Annotated in this window: 33 protein-coding genes; all 33 read left to right on the forward strand. The window is 42.1% G+C overall.

The window, feature by feature from the left end; all coding sequences use genetic code 11:
- Nucleotides 1–518: 518 nt before the first annotated feature.
- The 33 genes from M3661_RS23050 (at nucleotide 519) to M3661_RS23210 (ending at nucleotide 25,737) form a co-directional block, all read left to right on the forward strand.
- Nucleotides 519–953 carry a GNAT family N-acetyltransferase gene (locus tag M3661_RS23050; RefSeq protein ID WP_065294491.1) on the forward strand — a complete coding sequence of 145 codons (435 nt, stop codon included), beginning with the start codon at nucleotides 519–521 and terminating at the stop codon, nucleotides 951–953.
- Nucleotides 954–1,029: 76 nt separating this feature from the next.
- On the forward strand, nucleotides 1,030–1,452 hold the full coding sequence (locus M3661_RS23055; protein ID WP_251488970.1) for a hypothetical protein: 423 nt from the start codon (nucleotides 1,030–1,032) through the stop codon (nucleotides 1,450–1,452).
- An 84-nt stretch (nucleotides 1,453–1,536) separates the two neighbouring features.
- Complete coding sequence (locus M3661_RS23060) at nucleotides 1,537–2,079, forward strand: GrpB family protein (protein WP_251488972.1); 543 nt, start codon at nucleotides 1,537–1,539, stop codon at nucleotides 2,077–2,079.
- Nucleotides 2,080–2,507: 428 nt separating this feature from the next.
- A complete protein-coding gene (locus M3661_RS23065) occupies nucleotides 2,508–3,140 on the forward strand; it encodes a hypothetical protein (RefSeq protein ID WP_251488974.1) in 633 nt (210 codons plus the stop codon).
- 203 nt (nucleotides 3,141–3,343) lie between these two features.
- Nucleotides 3,344–4,186 carry an aminoglycoside phosphotransferase family protein gene (locus M3661_RS23070; protein ID WP_251488976.1) on the forward strand — a complete coding sequence of 281 codons (843 nt, stop codon included), beginning with the start codon at nucleotides 3,344–3,346 and terminating at the stop codon, nucleotides 4,184–4,186.
- A 193-nt stretch (nucleotides 4,187–4,379) separates the two neighbouring features.
- On the forward strand, nucleotides 4,380–4,688 hold the full coding sequence (locus M3661_RS23075; RefSeq protein ID WP_251488978.1) for a hypothetical protein: 309 nt from the start codon (nucleotides 4,380–4,382) through the stop codon (nucleotides 4,686–4,688).
- A gap of 60 nt (nucleotides 4,689–4,748) precedes the next feature.
- Complete coding sequence (locus tag M3661_RS23080) at nucleotides 4,749–5,225, forward strand: hypothetical protein (protein WP_251488980.1); 477 nt, start codon at nucleotides 4,749–4,751, stop codon at nucleotides 5,223–5,225.
- 56 nt (nucleotides 5,226–5,281) lie between these two features.
- Nucleotides 5,282–6,256, forward strand: a complete 975-nt coding sequence (locus M3661_RS23085) for a phosphotransferase family protein (protein WP_251488982.1) — start codon at nucleotides 5,282–5,284, stop codon at nucleotides 6,254–6,256.
- A gap of 65 nt (nucleotides 6,257–6,321) precedes the next feature.
- Nucleotides 6,322–6,774, forward strand: coding sequence for a YhfM domain-containing protein (locus M3661_RS23090; RefSeq protein ID WP_251488984.1), 453 nt, complete (start codon nucleotides 6,322–6,324; stop codon nucleotides 6,772–6,774).
- 338 nt (nucleotides 6,775–7,112) lie between these two features.
- Nucleotides 7,113–8,036, forward strand: a complete 924-nt coding sequence (locus M3661_RS23095; protein WP_251489001.1) for a DUF7638 domain-containing protein — start codon at nucleotides 7,113–7,115, stop codon at nucleotides 8,034–8,036.
- Nucleotides 8,037–8,265: 229 nt separating this feature from the next.
- On the forward strand, nucleotides 8,266–8,793 hold the full coding sequence (locus M3661_RS23100; RefSeq protein WP_251489006.1) for a hypothetical protein: 528 nt from the start codon (nucleotides 8,266–8,268) through the stop codon (nucleotides 8,791–8,793).
- Between the two features lie 35 nt (nucleotides 8,794–8,828).
- Entirely contained in the window at nucleotides 8,829–9,251 is a 423-nt protein-coding gene (locus tag M3661_RS23105; protein WP_251489021.1) for an NUDIX hydrolase, read from the forward strand.
- A gap of 213 nt (nucleotides 9,252–9,464) precedes the next feature.
- A complete protein-coding gene (locus tag M3661_RS23110) occupies nucleotides 9,465–9,848 on the forward strand; it encodes a cysteine hydrolase family protein (protein ID WP_251489023.1) in 384 nt (127 codons plus the stop codon).
- Between the two features lie 1,132 nt (nucleotides 9,849–10,980).
- Complete coding sequence (locus M3661_RS23115; RefSeq protein ID WP_251489025.1) at nucleotides 10,981–11,409, forward strand: VOC family protein; 429 nt, start codon at nucleotides 10,981–10,983, stop codon at nucleotides 11,407–11,409.
- A gap of 317 nt (nucleotides 11,410–11,726) precedes the next feature.
- On the forward strand, nucleotides 11,727–12,392 hold the full coding sequence (locus M3661_RS23120; protein ID WP_251489027.1) for a hypothetical protein: 666 nt from the start codon (nucleotides 11,727–11,729) through the stop codon (nucleotides 12,390–12,392).
- A complete protein-coding gene (locus M3661_RS23125; protein ID WP_251489029.1) occupies nucleotides 12,389–12,805 on the forward strand; it encodes a VOC family protein in 417 nt (138 codons plus the stop codon). The genes M3661_RS23120 and M3661_RS23125 overlap by 4 nt, the downstream gene beginning before the upstream one ends.
- Nucleotides 12,806–12,816: 11 nt before the next feature.
- The gene (locus M3661_RS23130; RefSeq protein WP_251489031.1) at nucleotides 12,817–13,290 is read left to right on the forward strand and encodes a GNAT family N-acetyltransferase; all 474 of its coding nucleotides are present in this window, start codon (nucleotides 12,817–12,819) and stop codon (nucleotides 13,288–13,290) included.
- Between the two features lie 80 nt (nucleotides 13,291–13,370).
- Nucleotides 13,371–13,877, forward strand: a complete 507-nt coding sequence (locus M3661_RS23135) for a GNAT family N-acetyltransferase (RefSeq protein WP_251489033.1) — start codon at nucleotides 13,371–13,373, stop codon at nucleotides 13,875–13,877.
- 103 nt (nucleotides 13,878–13,980) lie between these two features.
- On the forward strand, nucleotides 13,981–14,613 hold the full coding sequence (locus M3661_RS23140; RefSeq protein WP_251489035.1) for a CPBP family glutamic-type intramembrane protease: 633 nt from the start codon (nucleotides 13,981–13,983) through the stop codon (nucleotides 14,611–14,613).
- A gap of 15 nt (nucleotides 14,614–14,628) precedes the next feature.
- Entirely contained in the window at nucleotides 14,629–14,802 is a 174-nt protein-coding gene (locus tag M3661_RS23145; RefSeq protein ID WP_251489038.1) for a GNAT family N-acetyltransferase, read from the forward strand.
- Nucleotides 14,803–14,916: 114 nt separating this feature from the next.
- Nucleotides 14,917–15,450, forward strand: coding sequence for a YfiT family bacillithiol transferase (locus tag M3661_RS23150; protein WP_021256427.1), 534 nt, complete (start codon nucleotides 14,917–14,919; stop codon nucleotides 15,448–15,450).
- Between the two features lie 169 nt (nucleotides 15,451–15,619).
- Nucleotides 15,620–15,901: a hypothetical protein gene (locus tag M3661_RS23155; RefSeq protein ID WP_251489041.1), complete on the forward strand. Its 282-nt coding sequence runs from the start codon at nucleotides 15,620–15,622 to the stop codon at nucleotides 15,899–15,901.
- A gap of 10 nt (nucleotides 15,902–15,911) precedes the next feature.
- On the forward strand, nucleotides 15,912–16,721 hold the full coding sequence (locus M3661_RS23160) for a class I SAM-dependent methyltransferase (RefSeq protein ID WP_065292722.1): 810 nt from the start codon (nucleotides 15,912–15,914) through the stop codon (nucleotides 16,719–16,721).
- Between the two features lie 323 nt (nucleotides 16,722–17,044).
- Nucleotides 17,045–18,283, forward strand: a complete 1,239-nt coding sequence (locus M3661_RS23165) for a collagen-like triple helix repeat-containing protein (protein ID WP_251489044.1) — start codon at nucleotides 17,045–17,047, stop codon at nucleotides 18,281–18,283.
- A 94-nt stretch (nucleotides 18,284–18,377) separates the two neighbouring features.
- Nucleotides 18,378–19,613 carry an alpha-helical endospore appendage domain-containing protein gene (locus tag M3661_RS23170; protein ID WP_285853226.1) on the forward strand — a complete coding sequence of 412 codons (1,236 nt, stop codon included), beginning with the start codon at nucleotides 18,378–18,380 and terminating at the stop codon, nucleotides 19,611–19,613.
- A 34-nt stretch (nucleotides 19,614–19,647) separates the two neighbouring features.
- Nucleotides 19,648–20,892, forward strand: coding sequence for an alpha-helical endospore appendage domain-containing protein (locus tag M3661_RS23175; protein WP_311279620.1), 1,245 nt, complete (start codon nucleotides 19,648–19,650; stop codon nucleotides 20,890–20,892).
- Between the two features lie 19 nt (nucleotides 20,893–20,911).
- On the forward strand, nucleotides 20,912–21,781 hold the full coding sequence (locus M3661_RS23180; protein ID WP_065292720.1) for a hypothetical protein: 870 nt from the start codon (nucleotides 20,912–20,914) through the stop codon (nucleotides 21,779–21,781).
- Between the two features lie 275 nt (nucleotides 21,782–22,056).
- Complete coding sequence (locus M3661_RS23185; protein ID WP_251489046.1) at nucleotides 22,057–22,512, forward strand: hypothetical protein; 456 nt, start codon at nucleotides 22,057–22,059, stop codon at nucleotides 22,510–22,512.
- Between the two features lie 87 nt (nucleotides 22,513–22,599).
- On the forward strand, nucleotides 22,600–23,082 hold the full coding sequence (locus tag M3661_RS23190) for a GNAT family N-acetyltransferase (protein ID WP_251489049.1): 483 nt from the start codon (nucleotides 22,600–22,602) through the stop codon (nucleotides 23,080–23,082).
- A 118-nt stretch (nucleotides 23,083–23,200) separates the two neighbouring features.
- The gene (locus M3661_RS23195) at nucleotides 23,201–23,422 is read left to right on the forward strand and encodes a DinB family protein (protein ID WP_397376545.1); all 222 of its coding nucleotides are present in this window, start codon (nucleotides 23,201–23,203) and stop codon (nucleotides 23,420–23,422) included.
- A 50-nt stretch (nucleotides 23,423–23,472) separates the two neighbouring features.
- Nucleotides 23,473–24,150 (forward strand): formylglycine-generating enzyme family protein, encoded by a 678-nt coding sequence (locus M3661_RS23200; protein ID WP_251489056.1) that lies wholly within the window; start codon nucleotides 23,473–23,475, stop codon nucleotides 24,148–24,150.
- 89 nt (nucleotides 24,151–24,239) lie between these two features.
- Complete coding sequence (locus tag M3661_RS23205; RefSeq protein ID WP_251489059.1) at nucleotides 24,240–25,091, forward strand: DMT family transporter; 852 nt, start codon at nucleotides 24,240–24,242, stop codon at nucleotides 25,089–25,091.
- A 52-nt stretch (nucleotides 25,092–25,143) separates the two neighbouring features.
- Nucleotides 25,144–25,737, forward strand: a complete 594-nt coding sequence (locus M3661_RS23210) for a histidine phosphatase family protein (protein WP_065292716.1) — start codon at nucleotides 25,144–25,146, stop codon at nucleotides 25,735–25,737.
- Nucleotides 25,738–25,740: the final 3 nt, after the last annotated feature.

The following is a 25,740-nucleotide window of genomic DNA, read 5'->3' on the forward strand; positions in this document are numbered from 1 at the left end:
CAGTCTAAGACTCGGGCTCGAAGCACCATTGACTGCCGACCTGCCTTCGCCAGCCGTAAGTAAATTATATCGCAATCCGCCCATTTTCATCATCTGATGGTGTCGCGTTAGCGGCATGGGCGTCTAATACTTTATTTTCTGCTGACAGTAGCGCTCCAACTTAAGGAGTAAGGGAAAAGAAATAAAACCCTTTCTTGTTGATCTTGCCCACGATTGTAGGTTGTTTGTCTTTCTTGAATGTATATATTCATTCAATTTAACAGTAACTTTATATCCGGCCAAATTGACATTGAATATGGATTTAACCTTTCCGCTTGCTGCAGAAATCGCTTGTTTTTGGGTATATTTAGGCTTGGCAAAGGATTAGGCAAAATCTTTGTCGCTCGTCCAATCCGTATAAGAGAAGTGGTGGAAAAATTTTGATTTCCGTGTAATTATGAAAGTGGAGAACATTCTTCTAGCAGCCGGAGGAGCGTATATTATCCAAGATTAAGATAATGAAGAAAAGGGGAGCATTTATGATAGCACTTAAGGAAATAGATCGTAGTAATTTTTTTGATGTCATTAAGTTGAGTGTCGCTGATGAACAAAGTGAGTTTGTAGCAACAAATTTGTTTTCGCTCGCACAGGCTAAGGCATTCCCAGAGTGTGTCTGCTTGGCTATTTATCATGATGAAGTTCTAGTGGGATTTACGATGTATTGTATAGATGAAGAAGATCATGAATATTGGATTTATCGGTTAATGATTGATACTAAGTATCAATCAAATGGTTATGGGAAGGCTGCTATGAAGCTGCTCATTGAAAGGATTAAAGAAGACATACAGCATCGGGTTATATACATAAGCTTTGAACCGGAGAATGCTTGGGCAAAACAGCTATATGAAAAATTAGGATTTACAGAAGATGGCCGAGTAATAGATGGGGAAATCGTTTATAAACTGGAGTATTAAGCAGAGTCAAGAGATAGACCAATAGGGTTAGGCAAGAGCATAATTTGAAACTGTAATAATTTTAATGGGTGATTTAATGAAGTATTCAAAATTCTACTTGGATCAATTTTTTAATTCGATAAATGAATATCAGTCAAAAGTTGAATTATTAATCTTAGCAAATTCATTTATGCAAAAGACTGAGAACATCAGATGGGTTATGGCGTTAAACCAATTAATGAATTGGCAATCGATGTCTGAAAGATCTGGGGTTTGGACTTACTATGAAGTGTTAGAAATAGACTCGGCAAATGTGCTGATACGTATTCTTCGAGAATACGACGAAAGAATTATTTTAGAGAATTATTGTAAAGGTATAGATAATTATCTTAATGAAGAGATAATGAACGAAGTTGATAATTGGATTGGATGTAATGAAACAGAAATCGATAGATTTATTGAACATATATTTCTAATGCATAGAGATTGGTTTTATAACTATTCGGCGGTCACTCCGTGATTCTAGGAAGGTGGGGCGTCATGAATACGAGAGACGTTATCGGAAATCTTCGTAAAGACATATTAGAGTGGAGGGCTATTTAATATGGGTTCGAGACCAGTGGTTATTGAAGATTATAATGATGCATGGCCTGTGATGTTTAATGAATTGAAAGATATATTAAGAGATAAATTAGGAGAGTTAGCTTTAACCATAGAGCATGTTGGAAGCACCTCTGTTCCTGGCCTTTCAGCCAAACCAATTATTGATATTGATATCGTAATAGACTCTAAGTCATTACTCCCTCAGGTCGTTGGAATGTTGAGTGAATTAGGTTACTTTCATGAAGGGAATTTAGGGGTAGAGAACAGGGAGGCTTTTGCAAGAATTGATGACAAAGTTCCTCATAATAAAGAGATGAATCATAAACCGAAACATCATCTTTATGTCTGCAACAAGGAAAGTGATGCATTGCAGAAGCACATAACATTCAGAGATATATTAAGACAACAGCCGGATTTAGTAGCCGCATACTCATCTTTAAAGAAAGAGCTTGCAGAGAGATTTACTAATAACCGTACAGCATATACGGATGGAAAAACTCATTTTGTAAATACTGTTTTGAACGAATACAAGAGTATTTTGTAGGTGACTAAACCAGGAACTTCTCATAACACCGGTTTTCACATATTGGGACTACTGTGCATTGGTTGTCAGATGTATAAATCATGGAAGAGGCTCAGACAACAAACGACCCAGCCAAAGATAAGAGCTATCTAAGGCTGGGTCGTTTCGTGAATACAAGAACGTTTTGCGCAATATTGCCAACTCATTGCTCACAACAAGGGAGCTAACTATGAAGCCTATTGGTCAAGGTAGGACGGCTGACATATTTGAATATAAACAAGGCAAAATCATTAAAACACCAGAACCCTATGAATTAACTTATTTAGACGTATTTAGTTCACAACCTTGCGATGCAAAGTTAGTCCGTCGGACTTGGATTTAAGCCTCTCGGGTTCGTAGATACAAGGACGATAGGCGAAGTATTTTTTATGAAAAGGAAAATTCAATCGATGAATATTAGAGGAGTTATTCTTGAAGGATATTCAAACGCGGGTAAGACTTCGCTGCTCAAAGCGATAAAACAATCTCAAGCACTCGATGAATCAGCAGAGTTGAGTGTCGTAATACTTGGGGAACATTACTCTCAGATTCTGAATAACGTTCAAGGTGAATTTGTTCGATTATCAAGAGGCCAGCATCTCGAACTTTTGCGAAATAGAGTTGGTATGCTAAAGAATCTAAATGATTGGGCAGCCTATTTAGGTCCAGGAAAAAGAAAATCAAGAGGCCTTTTCTTTATCTTAGAACGGTTCCATCTAAATCACCGAGTCGCATTCTCGGATTCAGACGATGTAGAAATAACAAGTATAGAGCATGATTTAATCAAATTAGGAGCTAAATGTTTATTGCTGACTATTTCCGACGATATAGTCGAGGAAAGAATAAAAAGTAGAAATCCTGAGGTTTGGATTAACAAATCAAGGGAAGAAATCGATCTGGCATGCAAAGATTTGATTGATACGCAAAATAGTCTTAGGATTCAAGCGTACAAATCAATTGTGCCGACAATCGAAATAAATACGGATAATAAAGAATGGGACAAGTATGCGGGGGTAATCATGGAAGACGGGGACTTCGCCTAACAAAGTAGTCTCGCATACAAAGGAGAGTTAATGAATGACAATCGTTGGTCTTCTTGGGACGATTCATAATGAAGAAATTAGAAATCGAGTGAATTGTTCAATAAGTCTCTATAAGGACATTTGTCCAAGCCAGTGAAGGGTACCTGAATGCATGAGATATGAATTGAAATCGCTAAAAGAATATATAAGAAAGGAAGACTATCATGACAATCAGTTTGGGTAACAAGATCGGTGAAGGAGGCTGCTCTGAAGTATTTGAAATAGAGAACAATCAAATAATTAAACTTGCCAAGGAAAATACGAGTATCGAAACTGCAAAAAGGGAATATCTCAATAATTTTATCGCTTGGGAATGTGGTCTCCCTGTGCCTCAACCTTTTGATTTAATAGAAGTGAATGGCAGGCCAGGGATTATAGTTGAACATATTATTGGTGAGACAATGATGGAACGTATTATTAAAAGTGCTATCAAAAACGATGAAATTATCCAGGATGATATTCGACTGACAGCCCAACAATTGTATAACGTACATAAAACTTTATTTGCCGGGCACGAATTACCGAATCAAAAAAACGTTATTAAATCGCACGTTTGGAGTGTGAACTACTTAACAGCGCATGAGAAAGAGAGCGTAATCTCATTACTTGATTCTTTGCCAACCAGACAATGTATGTGTCATGGAGATCCGAATCCAGGAAATATAATGATTAAGAACGATGGGAAGGCTGTCTTGATAGACTGGAGTAATGCCACTGTTGGAAATCCTGAGGCTGATATAGCTGAATATATTCTTATGATTCGTTATGCGATTTTACCCCTTCATTTTCGTGAGGACATTAGACATGAATTTGAATTCATCCGAGAGAAATTAATTACTATTTTTATGGATGAATACACAAAATTATCAGGAATTACTTATGATGATGTTGTCCCATGGTTAACACCGATTGCTGCTAGGAAATTATCTGCAGATACTGTTTCCGATTTGGAAAAAGAGAAGCTTCTTGAAGAGATTAGAAGGACTTTAATGGAGAAACAAGGGTAGTTAACTCTATGAAAATATGACATCAGCTAACACAGTATTCACGCTGAGGAGCCATCCGGCTCCTCTCTTCGGTTCGCTAGAGGTTTTTCAGGGAGTTTGAGTCAGGCGGACAACCCTGCACTGGCTAAGTCTGACGCTTAAGGTTTCATTTCTACATATTCATTCTGAAATTGAGGGTCGAGGGGGATTTTTGATGGAAGGTAATAGGTATCCCGAGAATTTCTTTGAACACTACATTGTTAGCTTTTCAACCACAGGTTGCACACTAGATGAAAAAGGATTCGAAAAACTAGCAAGGTTATACATAGAAATAGAAGGTATTAATGGATTTATTCAATTGATCAAAGAGATACAGGTTGTTAAGGATAATAACGATTGGGCTTACTTTGAAAGTATTGCTGGAGATTTTGGGATAGAAGGTTTTAATACTATCAATTTGAAAGTGATGGCTGAAGTTGCGATGAATGTGTATCACAATATATCTGCAGCGGGTAATAATTGATAATTACGAATATGTGGCCACAAGAAATTCATAAAAAATTTAATAACAGGAGTTGAGCACATGGCTATTTATTTACCACCATTATACTGTGGGTACGAAGCCAGATTGAAATTAATTAGAGACCTTATTTGGAATGATTTATTTGTACCTAAAGAAAAGGAATGCAGAGTTGTTGATATTATTGGATGGACGTATATCATTTGTCCAAAAGGAAGTAATGGAACTATTGAACATCGAATGAAGAATAGCATTATGAGTGATTATTTTGAAGTAATTGAAGATGGGATAAAACCGTGGATCGAAGATAATAAACTTTCCATAAGTGAACAAACACTGAGGAGCAAATTAGTTAAAGATATTAAAATACATATCAATAAGAGAGAAACCATTTGTATTGAGAAAGGAAAAACATATTATTGTTTGAAAGATCAAGCATCAGATGGAAGAATATTTTGGAATCTGATTGAAGAAAAAACCTATGACAAAACGTTAAGATTAAAGAATGAAGAATTTATAGAGCATATGGAGATTCTTTAAGCAGCACTTCGAATAATACTGGATCCGGGCAACTAAGTGGCTAGGAGTGATACAAGGTGAAAGAAGCATGGGAAAGATCAAGTCAAAGTAGTATGCACATCGAATATGAGACTTTAAATAGTATGATTAGCCAAGTTTTCAGAGGCAAGCGTCTCATCAAAGCTAAACGAACACAAACAGGACTTAGTAATGGTACCTATAAAGTGGAGATTGAAGGAATTATTACACCTTACTTTTTAAGGATCTTTGCTGGAGGTTCAGACGTAGCTTCAAAAGAAAAAGCAATCGCTGAGAGATTGCGCGGCGTCGTGCCAGTTGCCGATTATATATATCTGGATACAAGCAGAAAGTTAGTAGAATATGATTGGGCTTTAATGGAGTGGAAAGAGGGGGTGTTACTGCGTGATATTCTGCAAAGTGGAGAAGAACGCCAGATTGCAAAAGTTGCGGAATCTGTCGGCAGTGTACTAGCTCGTATTCACAGTCATACATTTGAATGTCCAGGCTTTTTTGCAAGGGATCTTACCATCTCCACCCCATTTAACATGGATGAGAACGAATTTATCTCTTTTATTTCTGAAAGCTTGGAAAAGGGTGAAACTGGGGAATGGCTGGGAGCGGAAGCAACGGAGAAGGTTCGATCATTCTGTGATTCTCACCGTTCACTAATATCCGAAATTCATGAACCGCCAGTCCTCGTTCATTCGGACTTCAATGGTTTAAATCTTTTGGTGATTGAAGGGCAAGATGGGTTCGAAGTATCGGCGGTATTGGATTGGGAGTTTGCCTTTTCAGGAAGACGCTATGTTGATATCGGGAATATGCTTCGGTATGAAGACGACAATTCCTTGTTCGAACATCATTTTATAAAGGCATACCGGGGTTCAGGTGGATTTCTGGATGAGAATTGGGTTCTATTATCTAAGCTGGAGGATTTGATTGCCTTGTGTGATTTACTGAATCGTTCGACTTCGGAAATGCCGAACAGAATCGCGGATGTAAGACAGCTTCTCATTAAGACTGTACAATAAAATTCGACTAACGGAAACATGATAATAATAACTTCCCTAAAGGATTAAAAAGGGGGTTAAAACCCATGAACAAGCTAAATACAATCAATTTATTTGTGCTATTTATTGTTATGAATTTGATATCAGGATGCAGTTTACAAAATAACAGTGATCGCAATAATCAAGACGTTAGTAGTATTAAGCTGGAATGTATACAACTTTGTTTAAGGATGAATGAAAAGCCATTTGAAGATAAACAGTTTAAAGATTTAGATTCAATAGCTCTTTTTATGCAGGCTATTAATGAATCGAAAAAAATGAATGGAATTCTGGATTACGGAGCAATATTTCTTATGACTGTGTATTCTGTAGATGGAAGTCTACGTACCTATCATTTGAATATAGAGAATATTGAATATCCGCAAAAAGGTCTCCTATTAAAGCTTCCCAATACGGAACAAGGCTATGAAATCCCAGAGAATATAAGTAAAGATTTGAAAGACCTAATATACAAAGCTCCCAAAGCGGAAACTTCCTAGCACAGTGGGGAAATTTTCATCTCAATAGAGGTTTCAATAATCATAGTCAGTTAATACCTGCTGATGTATTCACGCTCATTGAACAATTGCGGGTGGATACGGAGGATAAGAAGCGTATTTTTGGATGGTACTATCAGGATAAGTGGTATTATGCATCGGGTGCAGCAGGTTGCCACTGTGTAGTTGTGCCAGAGTTTCAAGCGGTAGCTGTGCGAATGTTCAATAGATATACGGAGGATTACACGGAAAATCAGAATTCTTTTAATGAAATATTCTATAATTGCCTTCAAGGAGTCTAAACGAAAGTGAAACATTAAATGGTCGAGGGTGTGAATCATATGCAGAAAATACGAAGAACAAAAGTGGTAGAAGGTGTAACAGTTCCAGGGATCATTAATAATGGTGGTTCTTATTTCTATATTAATGTTGATGTTTATGAGGACGGAATGTCAAATTGTTGGGAACTTGTAGATTTGATTGGACTTCAAGAAAAGCTTCGTTCTGGTTGGTTAACTCCAACAATCCCAGAACAGGAAGAACTCTCTATACATGGTCTAGGAATGTATATCGTTCAAGAAGCCGAATGGAAATTTGATAAGCCCGCATACTACAAACACATAGAAAGCAAAATTAGAACGATTAATCCTAACTTCGAAAATATCTATGAAATCACTTCTTGGCAAAAAGAATTGGCGGAGAAACGACGAATTACGTACTCGCCTACAGCCATTAATTATTATGTTGTTCGTGAAATGTTCTATGAAACAATAACTGGCGATGAGTTCTCTATCTTCATGAAGTACGAAGATAATAATCATTTGGTAAATCTAGTTGTTTACGAAAATGGGGTAGTGGTTTGCTATTTCCAGGAGAATGAGCTGACTTATCGTTTAGAGGAGATTGCTGAACTTTTTAGAAATGGCACCTTCTTTACTGACTTTGATGAACCAACAAAAGTTATATTATCTGATTTAGGTGAAGTAACCTTCTCACAAGCCATCTATCCAACAAATATCGAGGATAAATATACCGAGCTGATCGATATGTATAAAAAAGCTAAAGGCGAGAAGACATCTTTAGAAGAGTGTAGAGAAGCATATTACCAATATCTAGAGGATCCGATTGAGTTTTACCGCCAAAATCTAAAAGTAAAATATGAGCTTGTACCAGAGCATGAGAGAATGTACTTAGGTGATATGGACAGTAAAGATTGGGATTATCGGAGAATCATCTACAGACCCGATGAGAAGCGTGAAGTGTAATTAAACCGGTAGAGCCCCAGAGTACAGGAAGCGACGTATCAAACAACTCGTACAAGGAGGTTTCAAATAGGTGGATTGGTTATCCAAAGTTGAACCAATCAAATTCGATCCAGAAGAAATAATGCGAATACAAGAAATGCAATTGAAACCTTTTCGAATAGAACGGATAGAACTCGCATCCGTTGATAAAATAAGCTAGCTTGCAATACTGTTTGTGGCTGGTTGCGTTTTGGGATCTGAGAGCACGATGGTTAGCCTGCCAACAAGGAATGACTGTTCAAGAACGAAAATACTAGAAGAAGTAGCGCCACACTTTAGAGATATCAAGTTAGTCTGGCGGGACAATCAACTTGATAACATCAATATGCAGCATATGAAGGAAGAATCGAAACAATTATTTTTGAATAGTGACGTAGAAATGATCGAAATCGTCAGAGACTTATACCGAACAGTTGATTTGACCAATCCGATGCATTCATCACATCGTCCAATTCAGCATTACCATATAGATGCAGCAGCTATCGAAACACTGCAAGTGAATCATACGGAGAGTATGAAGGAGTACATATGTAGGGAGTTTATGCATGAGAATGAGGAGCTCGTATTCCTTCCTTCTGGATGGTTTTTGAGCGATGCGTTAAAAGAATCTATTTTTTTGAGGTTCATTGCAGGATTTGTTCCTACGGTGCATTTATTAGCGGATCAAGACAACAAGGTAATAGCAATCGAATGCAAGAATCTAACTAATAGGTGTTAGGAAAATATAATCATGCAAATAAGGCGCTGAGTGATATGGATAAAGAAATGGCATATGGAGGAATTGTATTTAATACAGAAGGTAAAGTGCTCATACGGAGCCCGAAGAATCATTGGGGTGGATATGTATGGACATTTGCAAAGGGAGGCCCGGATGTAGAAGATATGACTCCCGAAGAAACAGCAAAAAGAGAGGTACAAGAAGAAACGGGGTATACATGTATTATTATAGCTTCAGTTCCTGGGGAATTTGAATCGGATACGTGTAGGACAAAATATTTCATGATGGAACCAACAGGCATGGTGACGGAGCATGATGCTGAGACTCAAGAGGTACGCTGGGTTGATGTAGCAGAAGCTTTTGAGATGATTCAACTGACAAAATCTATTAATGGAAGAAACAGAGATAAGAGTGCTTTAGAAAGTGCAATAAGAGTAAGAGAAGCATTGAAAAGATAAAGGGATTTTTGTATCGTGATTCCCTGTGGTGAAGTGGTAGTAGGGCTACGCGTTTGGGTCTATCCTCCTTAGGATTTAGGATGTATAATCATGGAAGCAGCGCAGAAAAACAGCGCCTCAGCCTAAGATAAAAGCTATCTAGGGTTGGGGCGTTTCGCAAATTCAATCGTTTTATTAAACAGAGCATGCGAGTATATCAATTATGTAGCGGGTATGATTCGTTCTCATGATCATGTTGTCATACATATTCAGGACATCGAAGGAATTACGGATACAAATCGTGATGACTATCGTACGATTCCGGAAATTGAAATTCAAGATCAGGATATCATTTTGACAAAAGAGAATCCAAATGCTTTCTGGGAGACAGAACTTGAGCAGATTCTCAAGAATCATGATATTGAATTCATTGTCCTGGCAGGGTATGCTGCAGAACATTGCGTATTGTTTACCTATAATGGCGCTCGTGAAAGAGGCTTTAATGCGGTGATATTACAAAATGGAATTGTAAGCAAACATCAGGATGTAATCACATCAACGTATAGAGATCGGAATATCATTTCGTACCCCGTAATTCAATATATGATCAATAAATGAAATAAGGTATTTAATGAATGCCTCGACCGATTTCATAATAGTAGAGGGAAAAATGAAACATATTGTTTGGTTCGGATTGAATTTATGTCTAATAACCTTGATTTTCGTTGTTTCTATTTTTGCTTTTTCCTACTTTATACACGCCGAAGAGTACCTAACACAATCCGCTGGCTTCATTGATGCTCAATTAAGACCTACTAGAGATGCCGTTATGTTTACTGTGTTATTTATAAGTTCTGGCTTACTTTTTATATCATTATCTAAATTTCAATTGGGGACATATGTAAGTAGATTGCTTACTTCATTTTTGATTATTTTCCTTCATATAATATTTATACTATATGGACTAGTGCTCTTCGAAGCAGCGTTTCCATTAACCGTAATGAGATTGGTCACAGTGATAGTAGGATTAACTGTTATTATAGTAAGCATTTTTGATTTATTAAGAAACACCAAAAAACAGAGAAGAAAAATAATGCAAACAACCATGGAAGGTTAAGTGCTACAGCTTAATCGCTTACGACCTTTATGCATGGTTTAAAGAATGCGAAATACCTGTGAGTCCGATAAGATCTGGAGATCTCGCACTCACACCGCGCTGATAAACTGCTCTTTGATCTAAGCAAGTAATTTTGGGGAAATTGGGCCAGACATCTAATCAGCAAGACTATTTTACGAAGCCACACAGCAGTGTGTTACTTTGAGCGTTCCAGATTGATGGATACAACAACTCAATAGGACTAAACGGCTATTAAGAAATCCAAGAAAGACGGTAATGTTATGGCATTCTGTATTGAATTCAAATTACTTGAAAAGAATGATAACAAAGCCATCTATGTATATGGGGATTGTTCAGAGAATTTTGAGGGGATATTTGAATTAGAGCTAGAAAAGTTATTCACTGGTGAGATTCCGGGTGATACGAGCATGACACAAGTAGTGAAGGTAGTTCGACCCTGTCTAAGTGACGGAGCTTATCAGCATAAAGCAAACAGGGCATTTAGTAAGATCTATAAGCATTATAAAGAGACAGGAACCTATTTAATAGAAGGTGGCTATTATGCATAGCATAGAAGTAGGAAATTACTAATTTCACAAATTAGTACATCATAAGCCTAAGGAGATCATCATCATGATTCAGAACTTATATGAGACACATTTACAAGTGAAGAACCTGGATAAATCGATTGAATTCTATAAGAATCTAGGTCTTGAACTATCTTTACTCGATGGAGAAAGAAGAGTTGCCTTTTTTTATATTGGGAAGGATCGACAATTGCTTGGGCTTTGGGAAGTTCCGGAGAGTAATGAGGTGCAAAGAAGACATTTTGCATTCGGAACAGATGTGGAGTTATTAACAACAGCAATTGATTGGTTAAAGGAAAAAGGGATAGAGCCGATTCAAGCTCTTGGCAAAGAGCCAACGGAACCGATTGTACATACATGGATGCCAGCGGCAGCCATTTATTTCAATGATCCTGATCATAATGAACTTGAACTGATTGCATGGCTGCCAGATCAGCCTCAAGATATCGGATATGTGCCTTATTTAAGTGAGTGAATGAAATCGTGAAAGCAAGCAAAATTACATTGTTACAATCATAATTGAAGGTAAAAAGGTTCATTCTGGATGAACTTAGGCCATTACCTCAGATAAAAATAACGCCCCAGTCCGAGATGACAGCTATCAAAGGCTGGGTCGTGTTGTATTTACAGCACCAATAAAGTCAATTAAGAAGTGAGGCTGCTAATGGAAATAGTAGAGGCAGAAAATACGAAATCACTTTGAGGAACTGGCCAGTTTTGCAGAGCATACTTACATTCCAGGTTAAGCAGAAACAATGTGCAAAGTGATAAATTCTAGCTGAGGGAGCGTGTATGATGGCTACTTGGGTTACGCATTTTAGAATTGCTGAAGCATTCATCAGTAGAGATCTACCGGTATCAAAAATTGATTTTCTAGTAGGGAATATCGGCCCAGACTGTGGGCTCATTGGTGAGGATGGAAAACCTACGCCCCCGAAGGAAATTACTCATTTTATGATGAATCGAGTCATAACCGCAGAATCATTTTATGAGCAGTATCTTCTAGATCCTATTGATATCTCTTCCCCCAAGGGCTCCTATTATTTAGGGTATTATTTTCACTTGGTGACGGATGAAGAGTGGATCAAACTCGCCAATCGAAAGAAAAAGGAGGAGGTATTTCAATCGATATTAAATACACCAGAGTATACTCCATTAGTTAAGAAAGATTGGTACGGCCATGACTTCGTATATCTCAAAGAGAATAAAGAGAGTATTTTTTGGACTGAATTTCAGCATATAGATGAATATCCAGAGTTTTTGAGCTTTTTCCCTGCAGGTCAAACGAGTCAGCAGATCAGAAATATAACGGAGTTTTACCATGAAAGTTCAATTGCAGAAGATCATGAGTTTATCTATCTGACACGAGAAGATCTTGATGGGTTTGTGAATCATACCGTTCATTTGTTATGCGAAATTGTGAGTCAGAGGATGAATATGGGAGGCTGTATGTTATGAATAAGACATGGTCGAAGAATATGCCCGCTGTTCAATTTCGAGTGGCAAGGCCTACCCATCAATTACAGAAGATTGTTGAATTCTACTCGGAAGGTCTTGGTCTCGAAGTTGTAGGTTCATTTGTAAATCATAATGGCTACGATGGCGTCATGATCGGTCTTCCTGATGTTCACTATCATTTGGAGTTTACGCAGGAAGTACATGCAGTGCCCGTACCGCCACCCTCTTCAGATAATTTGCTGGTGTTCTATATACCAGACGTACAGGAACGGGATGATATCGTTTCTAGATTAGTCACCATGGGCTACCCTATTGTGGAACCAGAAAATCCTTACTGGCAGCAAAATGGGATAACCATTTGTGACCCAGATGGATGGAGAATTGTGTTGCAAAATACGACGGGGCTTTCATAAGGCGGATGGAGATGAGTGATGTAGTGATGATCAGATTAATTCCGACTACACGTGAGAATTGGAAAGATGCATTAAACTTGCAAGTTCATGCACATCAAAACCATTTTGTCCCATCAGTAGCAGTGTCTTTAGCCAAGGTACATATCCGTCCAGATGGCGATGAATATCAATATCTACCATTTTGTGTGTATAATGCAGAGGGTCGATTAGTGGGCTTTGTCATGATTACGGTAGATGATACAACAACCCAATCCTATTGGCTAAATGGATTGATCATTGATAAAAATGAACAAGGTAAGGGATATGGAAAGGAAACGATCAATTCTGCAATTCGTTACATAAGAGAAAATTACTCGCAAAGTGTGTGTGTGAATCTAACGGTATGTGTAGATAATGTAGCAGCTAGAAAGCTGTATGAAAAGCTCGGGTTTTGTGAGACTAGGGTTGTATATGAGGATGAGATTGTTTATCGATTCACATTTTAGCAATATCCAAAGGTAGTGGGTATGCCAAAGAAGCAATGAAACAAAGACTAGTGACATTTCGAGAGGAATGGGGCAGGAGAATGAATATACGAGTTCTTCAAGATAGTGATGCACAGGCCTATCAGGAGCTTAGATTAATAGGGTTGCGGACAAATCCTGAAGCATTTGGTTCTACTTATGAGCGGGAAGCGAAATTCACACTGGAAACGGTAATGGAGAGAGTCAAACCAAGTAAGGAAAAATTTGTGATGGGTGCGTTTGATGACGAAGGAATGCTGATAGGAATGGCTGCTTTTGTGCGAGAGAATGGGATGAAAACTGCCCACAAAGGAAATTTGTTCGGGATGTATGTAAGAGAAGAAATGCGTGGGAAAGGGGTATCGAAAAATCTGCTGCTTGCTTTAATTGCGAGGGCGAGCGAAATCGACGGCGTAGAGCAGATCAATTTAACAGTGGTATCAAGCAATGAACCAGCTAAGAGGCTGTATTCCACGGTCGGATTCCAGACCTATGGCATTGAGCGCCGAGCCTTGAAATATAATGGGCAATATTTCGACGAAGACTGGATGGTCTTGCAACTGCATTAAGAGTATCTAGCAACCGCAACCGCTGTGAATGGCAAGCGAAATAATATTGTTCCTCATGTCGATCGGATGGTGACCATAACTTAGATGGAAGGTGTGAAGAGCATTGTTATTGGCGATTGGCATATCTCTGTTATTGACGTTCTCTTTCATAATCGTTCAGAGCATTTTGAAAGTAGTAACTCAAGTTGATGTCGAGAAATCAACAATCATTTTTTGGGGAATGACCGTAATTGTAGTATCCGTAATAGCTCTATGGTATGGGGAGCAGTATATTTACAAAATACCAGAACGCGTCATGCCAGTGATGACATTATTCTTCATTGTTGCAATCGTAAATGTATTCTTGGCTCAAAGGTCAGGATATCGTCCGATCGGGATTTACGATACCATTCACTTTTGTTTAACTTATCCTCTGCTTGAAGAGATGGTATTTCGAGGATTAGTGCTTCCGCTATTAAGCAGCAGCTTGCCCACAAGCTCATCCTTAACCATAATGGGGTTATCTGTTACCCCTGCTGTTCTGATAACAGCTTTTCTTTTTGCCATCTGCCACCTTCAATATTATAGGTTGTCACGTATGAGTATCCGATTTATGCTATTTGCATTCTTTGGCGGTATTTTCTTCGGCATAATCGCTGATCATACCCATTCCATATGGTTGCCTCTTATGCTGCATATCGAGTTTAATGTACTAAGTGTCTATTTTAGCAGAAGAAGAATGTCGGTAGGCAGTTGAAAAGGAGAATTACAGATGATATACCCAGAACTAGAAACGGAAAGATTGAGTATGCGGGAATTAACGATGGAAGATGCGGATGCCGTATATAGACATTTGTCCATTCCAGAAGTTACGAGATTTATGGAGATAATATTCAATCGCAGAGGCTGCTTAAGAAAATGGGATTTGATCAAGGGAAGAAATTGAAGGACAATCTCATGTACTTTACATTAAGAGCAGCTATGGATTCATCCAAGGCGTAAGCTGTTGAAGTTCACATACGATTTGAGTAATATGCAGTAAAAATAGGAGTGATCCCTGATGAATCAGTTGGATAAGCGATACCCCATTGGTAGATTTGAGCACACCGGAGAGATTTCGTCTTCGCAACGCGATCTTTGGATCAACGAGATTGAAGAGTTCCCTGTTAGACTGAAGGATGCCGTAAGAGACTTATCTGAAGAGCAGTTAGACCTGGAATATCGCGAAGGTGGATGGACAATACGCCAAGTTGTACACCATCTTGCAGATAGTCATATGAATAGTTTTATCAGATTCAAGCTTGCTCTAACGGAAGATACACCTGAGATTAAGCCCTATTATGAAGAACGATGGGCTGAATTGCCGGACTCGGTACATACAAATATCCAATTATCGATTCAGTTGCTCGAAGCATTGCATCAGAGATGGGTTGTGTTATTGCGATCGTTATCTGAGGCTGATTTTCAAAAACAGTTTTACCACCCGGGTTCCAAAGAAGTAATTCGATTAGATTATAATGTGGGATTGTACGCTTGGCATGGCAATCATCATATTGCCCATATTACCGCGTTAAGAAAAACACAGAATATATAAGTGCACATGATGCAAGAAGATGAAACGTATCCAAGTAACCGAACTATCGGGTTATCGGGGTACGTTTTCTATTTGATAGAGGAAAATGAGAGTGAGGATCGAACATGTTCTATAGGAATATAATGGGTATCGATGGCCAGTGAGTGTTGCCACTTCATGGAGGACGAATATGGAACTGTTGGTTGTTGGTGATGTGCATGGTTCTCATCCAGACAGCGTGTTGTGGAATCGAGGGAAACTCAAGAATATTGGTAAATTGCAAATTATCGGACACACGCCTTGCAAGTTAGGGAAAGCGGAATTTGATCGCATAAGCAGCACGTTGATTATCGATACAGGGGCATATCGACCTGTTGGGCTTACAGCAGTCAAAGTGAACCATGATGGCGAAATAGAAGAAATCATATTCGAACCAACGCTCTTGATTGATGTGATGAGCGAGAAAGGCTGAAGGTGTAATCATGAATAGAACTGTAATGTTTCCCGATCCATCGCTGCATCCTGAGTGGATACAACCGCATAGCCCTGAGTGGTATGCAGAGCTGAATGATATCGTAGGAGAATACCAGTATCCGTGGAAATCTACCTTTGAAGAACCAACGGCGGAAATGATTTATGAAAAGGAGATAATGTCGCATCTCACTAGTGATTCACGGATATTAGATGTTGGATGTGGGCACGGTGAATTTACTAGACGTTGGAATCATAGAGTGAGGGAAGCTGTTGGAATAGATAATCGAGAGAATTTTATTCGAAAGGCGCAGCAGCTCAATGGAAGTGAGTCAGTACATTTCATGCTCGTAAATGCGGAGGATGCATTGCTGCCCTTTGCAGACAACACGTTCGACCTCGTTTATACGAAGAAGGGGCCGTGGTTATACGAGGAGGCATCTCGAATTCTAAAGCCGAATGGGATGATGATGGGTTTATATCATGGAGGGACAGATGGTGGGCTTAGAAGCCTGCTCCCTGGATTGTTTACCCTGCTATCTTATGATCCTTACGATTTGGATGATTTGGTCACGAGATATCAGTTTCAGCGATCAGCCGGATTGGCCGATTTTCAGGTTCAACTGGTTGAGGAAGTAGAGTATTTGACAAGGCCAGAAGATGTGCTAATAAAGAAGTGCTTTGGGCAGAGGAAGGAAGTTCGTGAATATGTCTGGTCAACTTGTCTTCGGGGCGTTGAACAGGTATTTGCAGAGCATGCAACTGACAAAGGATTAAGAGCAATCAATTTTCATTATGTAGTTAAGGCAAGAAAATCGTGACTGGTAACTCCGTTTACATGAATGGCAAGTATCATGACCGGCTCTAAGTTGGGCTGACTGAAGAGGAGTATCGAGAGCGAGGCTAGATGAAACAATTTTATCTATATATTTTGTGCATGGCGATTCCATGGCAAACTCTTATTTTTAATCGATTCGTGAGAATCGATTTTTTTTGTTCTATTTTGTCCCACGCAATAAAAATCGATTTACATAAAATAAAAGGAGCGATAGCGATATTGTTCAATCGCTAGGTAGTAGATTCCTATTACATGGTACGTTTTCACAATCTATCAGGAACTACTTTCCTGAGGGAGGGAAGCTGGATGTCAAATCCCAATATACCGAACATTACACCCCAAATAAGTATTACTAGAGACGATGCAATCAATTTATTGCTTATTTCAATGGCTATGGAAGAGCTCTCGCTTAGTCATCTAGTGAACGCGGAGGCAGAGAAAATTCAATATGTCCTTGGGACGCTTCCTGGGTTAGAAGCTCCTGCAACTATTAGCGATGTATTGCAAACCAATGCCAGCGTTCGCAACGTGTTGGCTGCGACGATTCAAAAGGAATTGATTATTGAGGACAAATTGGAGCAGGTACTGAATGCGGCAGCTGCTCCGCAAATGGGGGCGACGGGGGCTACCGGCCCAACAGGGCCTACCGGCTTATCGCCAACTGGAGCTACCGGAAGCACCGGAGCCGCTGGAAGCACGGGGGCAACAGGCGAGACTGGTTCAGCGGGGGCATTGGGCCCGACAGGGCCAACTGGGCTGACCGGAGCGACAGGGGCAACTGGGTTAACAGGTGGAACTGGAGCCACCGGGGCTGCGGGTACGGCTGGATCAACTGGCGAGACTGGCCCTACAGGGGCCATCGGAGCGACTGGTGCAGCTGGAGCAACGGGAACGACCGGGCCAACAGGTGTTACTGGAGCAACGGGCGATACGGGTGCAACAGGAGCAACGGGAGTCGCCGGAGTAACAGGAGCAACGGGAATTACCGGGCCGTGTCCGGATTGTCCACCAGGGCCGACCGGAGCGACGGGTCCTAATGGGGTTGGCGCTACAGGAGCAACGGGAGCGGCAGGTGTGACTGGAGCAGTTGGTGCGACTGGAAGCACCGGAGCCACCGGAGTAGCTGGAGCCACCGGAGGCTTGATTACGGTGAACAACGCCGACTTTGTCACTGTCGGAACACAAACGGTAGCGGACGGCGCTCCGCTTATATTAGAAACGAATTTAACTGTAAATGGTTCATTAATCACACATGTACCTTTGACATCCACAATCGTACTTGCTCCAAATCATACGTACTTCGTTGATTACGAGACGCAGGCTACGACCGCTGGAACGACAGCATCCGCGACTCTGCAATTCAATGGAATTAATGTCATCGTCACGACTGCAAGTTACGATACCGTTGCAGGTGTAATCGTAGAGCTGTCCTCACACACGATCATTCAAACCGGGGGGACTCCAGGTACGTTAGAGCTTATCAATACGTCAGGTGTGGCAACGGATTTCACGAATGTATCGATATCGGTTATTGCTATATTGTAATTCACAAGATGAGGCTCAGTATTTTCCCATATGGCGAGCACATCAGCTATGATGCTAGGTCTCTTATTATGGCACTTCATAAGGGGTGAGTGAAATGTCGCAAGCAAACATACCCAATATTACACCTACTATTTCGATTTCCAGGGATCAAATAATTCCTCTATTGCTCTCTTCGATCGCATTGGAGGAATTAGGGCTAAGTCATATTCTTAACGCTGAAGGCGAGAAAATTCAATTTGCATTGGGAACAATTCCAGGCTTGACCACAGTGCCTACAATTCCAGAATTGCTAGCGCTGAACAGCAGTACACTAGATACATTGAAAGTGGTCGTGCAGCAGGAAATTGTATCACAGATGAAACTCGATAGAATTGTAGAGGGTCTTGTTCCCTTGCTAAGCTCTGGTGCTACGGGATCCATAGGACCCACAGGGGTTAATGGACCGACTGGTGCAACTGGGGTTACAGGTCCATCTGGAGCAACTGGGCTTACTGGCATCACAGGGCCTGTCGGTGCGACTGGAGCAACCGGAGCAACCGGTTCTTCTGGTGTAACCGGAGCAACAGGCACGATAGGTGCTACTGGGCCAACAGGCTCGACGGGAGCGACCGGAGCAACGGGCTCGATCGGAGCAACCGGCACTACAGGCGTGACAGGTGCAACTGGCTCTACTGGTCTAGCCGGATCAATCGGGCTCACTGGTAATACAGGAGCTGCAGGTCCGGTCGGTCCTACTGGCCCTACCGGTATAACAGGCAACGCCGGCCCTGTGGGACCTACAGGTATCTGCCCTACTGGCTGCCCAACGGGAGCGACAGGGGCAACGGGAATACCGGGGCCAACAGGAGCAACGGGAGCAACGGGTGTGACCGGAGCAGTGGGATCCACTGGAGCCACCGGAGCGACAGGGGCAGCGGGGGTAACAGGGGCGATGGCGCTCGCTACGGCGAATTTCGCGAGTATCATTACACCTGGACCTGCAGGTCCGGCGGGATTTTTGGAGTTCGCTACGGCAAGATTGCTGAGCGGCAGCTTAATATCGTTCACTCCGGGTTCGAGCACGATATTGCTTCAACCCAATCATACGTACTATATCGTGGCACAAGTTGATATTGATGCGAGCAACCCTTCAGGAGGACTCGATGTGATTCTGACTTTTAATGGGGAAAGCATCCTAACGATATTTATGAGTACCGTTGCGGGGGATTTCGCAACGTTAAAGGGAAGTGTCATCGTGAATGCACCATCCGGAGCACCGTCCAGCATCATGCTGTTCTCACGCTCCAACAGCAATCGAAACGTAAATATAAGCATTATTGCGCTAAATTAGCAATCTGATGATGTCAGCAAGGGAGTGAGAAATCGTGTCGCAAGCCAATATCCCTAATATTACGCCGAATATTTCTGTGTCGACGAACGAAGCGGTGAATTTGCTGTTAGCCTCAATAGCGTTAGAGGAGTTAGGACTAAGCCACATTGTTAATGCGGAGGCAGAAAAGCTCCAATTCACGCTAGGAACGCTGCCGGGATTAACTACGCCTGCTACAGTGAGTGATGTACTGGCAGTAAACGACAGTATCGTGAATACGTTGCGAGAAGCGATTAAGCTCGAATTCGTGCTTAATAACAAGCTGGAAGAGGTGCTGCAGATACCAGTCGGTACAAGAGGGCCAACCGGAGCAACCGGAGCAGCGGGCTCAACGGGGGCAACTGGCGCAACAGGAGCTACTGGCCCTACTGGGTCAATTGGGGTGCCCGGAGCGGCGGGCTCAACGGGCGATACAGGTGCAGCTGGCATTGCTGGCTCGACGGGCTCAACAGGAGCTACTGGCAGTACGGGGGCGGGAGGCGCTGCAGGAGCAGCTGGTTCTACTGGGGTAACCGGAGCAACTGGACTTCCTGGCAGCACAGGCTCAACGGGGCCAACCGGAGCAACCGGAGCAACTGGCGCACAAGGTGCCGTAGGTATCACAGGTAGTACAGGCCCAACTGGCGGTACAGGCCCGATTGGAGCGACCGGAGCCACTGGGCCAACTGGAGTATGCCCTTGTGTTACTGGGCCAACCGGAGCGACTGGGGCAAGTGTGACGGGAGCAACCGGAGCTACCGGGGCGACCGGAGCAACCGGAAGTACCGGGGCAACCGGAGCAACTGGAGCAGCCGGAGCGACCGGAGCAACCGGAGTTCAGATCACGGCGAACAACGCATTCATCCGTTCTCCTGGTTCTATTCTGGTTACGTCTGGCAGCGCAATTCCGTTCGAGGAGAATTTCACGTTGAACGGCACCTCCATTACGCATACTCCTGCCTCGACGGATATCGTGTTGGCACCGAATCAAACCTATTATATCGCCTACCGGACGAAGGCAGAGCTGCTCACAGCGGGTAACATTACCGCACATGTTGCTCTGCAATTGGATGGAACAACGATTCCGGGAACAGATTCACAGATGCAGTCCTTGCCAGGAGCTTCTCAAGCCATTACGTCATTATTATCGAATACGATCATTAATACAGGAGCTAGTTCAAGTATTCTGACTTTAGTTAATCTTGAACCCAATGATAGAACCTTCGACCAGACGTCGATTACGATCATTAAGCTACAATAGCAGCTGGGGGCGAATAGAGATGGGAAGCAGTGCGAATTTCGGTTGTTCGGCCGGCTGTGGATCGATTCCGGTCAATGGCGCCCCTGCGATGTTATCAGTCATTGTCCAGAACGGTACCTCCATACGGCTGCAAGGAATGACAAACATTCTTCTTGATGCGAGTAAAGCGTATTTAGTCGAATATAATGCTGATTTTACCACGGCATCGAGCAACCACATCATCGCTACAGAGCTTAGATTGAACGGAAAGCTAATACCGGGGTCGCAAAGCTTCTCTTTTCCTACCACAATTCCATTTGGACAGAATACGCCTACTGCGAATGCGACCGGAGGAGCGATATTCAATACTCCCTCCAGTCCGAATCCGAGTATTTTGCAGCTGATCGGCTTTTCACCAGTTGAAGCTTCTGGATCGAATTTCAGCGGCGTTAACGTACGTGTGACGGAAATCGACAATTTTGCATCTGCTGGGGTGACAAGGAATAACGCTGCAATTTTTAGCTATGGCTATGAAAATGTAGGGCCGGTTTCACCGGTTCCCTTCTTAGCGGCGAAGGTGACGAATGGCAGCGGCATAACGTTCTCTACGAACAATCGGACAGTGATTGATTTGGCTCCGAATGCAACCTATTTTGCATCCTATAGCTTCATCGAGAGTCCATTAATGGCTAACTTGTCTGTCCTTGTTCAGTTGACATTGAACGGGATTCCATTGGATCAGAGCTTATCGGTCGCCCCATCATTAGCGGACGGAGTATCCCGATCAGGTGGAGCGGGGAGCGCCGTATTCAATACAGGGCCAGGAACTAATAAACTGCAGCTTATGAATATGAATATACAGGAGATTAAGTTTGTCTCTGCAAATGTAAATATTATCCAAATTGGTTAAACAAATTGCAAGTGCCACATCAGTAGTTTTTATTACTCTTGTGGGATGATTTCTGGAATAGAACAAGGTCGAGTTTAAGGGGTATGTACCCTCTGAGCTCGCCCTTGTTTTTTTATTGCCGCATGCGTATATCTCTTATTTTTGACAGGAGATCGAGGTCGTGGAAGCGATTGGTCTCCCGCAGCAAGTATGCTCATAACGGTACGCTGTTGGCGAATATTGGCAAGGTAAATATAATAGAGACAAGGATATTCGTTGATGAGAGGAGGGGAAGAATGCGCACGATAAAAATCATCTTTGTTGCGGCTATGTTCCTCGTAATTACCTCATGCACCTTTCTGAAATATGATCAGCTCTTTATTGTTCAGCAAGGCGATACAGTAGACGTTCCATTTCAGGAAAAGAAGAATGGCAGAGTTACCGTTGTTTACAATGCATCTACCGTAGATTTTGTTGTGTCGGCTAGAGGACTTCAGGCAGGGAAGGGATATAACATATCGGTAGCAGATGCCAATGGGAAAGGGGTAATGTTTGGCCCGAAAGAAAATGTAGTGATACGGCTAGGAACCATCGAAGATGAAACGATATTTAAGTCGAATGGAAAAGGGAATCTGTTTGTTTCCATGATCAATCCCGTTCGAATTGCTGAGGCCCGAGAAATGGTGCTGCAGATTAAGGCTGCAGATGGAACAGAAATCATAAAGTCCCGCCCATTTCGGTTGGAGAATTGAGTGACTACAGCTCAGGATAGTTGAGGCGGAGGATTGAAAATTCTAGGTGGTGAGACACATCAGTTCGGAGTGAGAGGGAGTGGTGATATGAATCAGGTTGTTGTGACTAGAGCCGCCCAAGCTGAAAAGCAGCGAATAAAACAGCTAATCCAGTTCTATATTTATGATTTTACAGAATATACTGGTGCGTCCATTCAAGAAGATGGTACATATCGTCCGATGCCGGACATCGATAAGTATTGGGATGATCCCATAATGCATCATCCTTACCTCATTACGATAAATGGTGAAGCAGCGGGATTTCTATTGATCAGGGTAAGAGATGAGCAAAGGCACTACTATGATTTTGCACATTTGTTTGTTATGCGTAAATTTAGACGTACGGGAGTAGGTCAGATTGCAGCGGAGCATATATTTAAGCAATATGGCGGCGAGTGGGAACTGCATCAATTAGAGAATAACGTTCCCGCGCAGAGGTTCTGGGATAAAGTTATCGACGAGATCTCTGATGGCACAGTAACGGTAAAAATGGAGAACGGAAGAAGATATCAACGCTTTGCCTGCAAGTAGATGTATAAGTTGTGTTGGTTCTTGTTGGCTATATGACGAAGCAGAGAGTACGCTTGGAATGGCGGGGAACATGTGAACTCAGGAAGCAATTGATTACACGAATAACTTATACACTCAAATGCGTGCATATGTAGGTTCGATTCCTGATCCAGAGAAGATCATGACCTACCGAACACGGAGGGGAGTAGAGGTTCACAACACGGTTTCCGACATCGTGTACCAAATCGTGAATCACGGTTCTTACCATAGAGGCAACATTTCTACTATGCTAAGACTGTTGGGACACGAAGAGGTATTGACTGATTACATTGCTTACATCCATTCTAGCGAACAGATGTAGAAACGTAAACGTATGTTGATATATTAGATTCGAACATTGAGGTGAGAGATATGTCCAAACTTTATTCGATGGTGCAAATTCCAGGCGGAGAGGAAGATTTGCGAGATGATCGCAAAAAGCTTCAATGGAAAGTAACCATTCCACCCTTTCTTCTTGGAGTTTATCCGGTTACGAACGGGTTATATGAGGCGGTTGTAGGAGAATCGGATACCGCTGCTAACTCTTCACATTATCATCACATGCCCGTAGTGAATATTTCGTGGAAGGACGCTGTTGTCTTTTGTAATCTACTATCACAAAGATCCGGATTGACGCCATGCTACTCGATAGGGAGCGATGGGGAGACGGTTCAATGGAATGTGGAGACAGACGGCTATCGCCTACCGAACGAAGCAGAGTGGCAATATGCATGTAAAGCAGGGAATTCTAGCTACCAGTATGGCGAGCTGGATCAGATTGCTTGGTACAATGATAATTCACAAGGCATGCTCCATGAGGTTGGGAACAAGGAGCCGAATGCATGGGGATTGTACGATATGCTCGGCAATGTATGGGAATGGTGCTGGGATATTTATGATGAGCAGGTGTACGGCTCTTATAGAGTCTTTCGCGGGGGAAGCTGGGCTGAAGAAGCAAGAGGATGCGGAGCAACATGCCGTCGGCGCAGCCATCCCACATTCCGTATCGAGGATCTTGGATTCCGCCTAGCAAGGTCGTTGAACCGTTAGCACCCCTGTGTGATGCAAGCGTATGATGGCAGCTGTATTCAGCATGAATGAGAAGGAATAGCGGATTGAGCGAACATGTGGAGGTTCAAATGGGAAATTACTGGTTGCTGCTGGTGATTATTGCTTCATTATCGCATGCATTCTGGAACATCATGTTGAAGCAAAGTGAGGACAAAACGATATTTCTGTGGTCGCTGCGGGTATGGTCTGTCATCTTATTTCTACCCGTTAGTATAGTGCTGTGGCCTAAGGACGAACACATAACTTGGGAATGGGTACTTATGGGGCTCGGCAGTATTGTGCTCCATAGCTTATATGCCCTTATCCTCTCCAAGGCATATGAGAAGAATGACTTTACCTTAACATATCCCATAGCTAGGGGGCTAGGCCCGCTAATCGTTGTGGCAGTTGGGATTACGCTGCTCAAAGAACCTTTTACATGGATGAGTATCGTAGGAAGTGTACTTATTTTCATAGGAATATTTGTGTTGTACACTGGTCTTGGCAGCGGGAGGCAGTCGATTCGTTCTATGCTAACGTCGCCTTATCCGCTATTTGTCGGCCTTTCCATTGCTGGTTACACCTTATTCGATAAGCTGGCGGTCTCTATCATACACCCGGTATCCTTGAATGTAATCGAAAATATGGGACAGGTGCTCATACTTGGGAGTCTGCAAGTGAGAGGGTGGGAACGAGTTCGTACACATTGGAAAAAATACTGGGGCAGTATGGCGGTTGCAGGGGGATTAGCTGGATTATCATATATTCTCGTATTGATCGTTCTAACGGAAATTCCCGTTAGTTATGTTGCGCCAGTGCGAGAAACCAGTATTGTTATCGGCTCCTTCCTTGGCATTTATCTCTTGAAGGAACGATTTCAATTGCAGAAAATAGGGGGAGCCGTTCTTATTTTTGCTGGTGTAGTGTGTATTGTGATGTGAAGGTATGGAGCAGGGATAATACGGATGACTTCTGTTCACGACTGGAGGAGTTATGGAGGAAGTAATTACAACCATATATATGGTTCGTCATGGTGAATCGCCTAAGACGGAAGGAAATGAAAGAACGCGTGGCTTGACGGAGAAAGGCAAGGAAGATGCTCGTATTGTCGCGGATATCCTACAAGAAGAGGGGATAGATACGTTCGTATCTAGTCCATATTCGAGAGCAGTCCTCACTTTGGAAGGTCTGGCGAAGTCCCAAGGGAAAGAGATTCACGTCTTTGAAGATTTGAGAGAAATGGTGTTTGTCCCCGGTGATCGCATTGTAGCGAACGATGAGCTGTATCCTGTGGTCAGAAGGATGTTTGCGGATGCCGCTTATTCGCTACCTGGAGGAGAAACGATTGCGGTTTGTCAGGAGCGGGCTATGCGCGTATTACAACAAATCGTACATACCAATAGAGGCAAAAAGATTGCGATTGGCACGCATGGAGCTATCATGACATTAATGATGAGCTGCTTCGATAGTCAATATGATGTAGATTTTCTGTTCCAGACTTCCAAACCCGACATTTACAGAATGGAATTGAATGAGAAAGATGAGTGTATAGGCGTTCAGAGATTGTGGAGAGTAACTGCACGTTAAACT

Origin of the sequence: Paenibacillus sp. MER 180 (assembly GCF_023713665.1) — a bacterium.
GTDB classification, from domain to species: Bacteria; Bacillota; Bacilli; order Paenibacillales; family Paenibacillaceae; genus Paenibacillus_B; species Paenibacillus_B suaedae.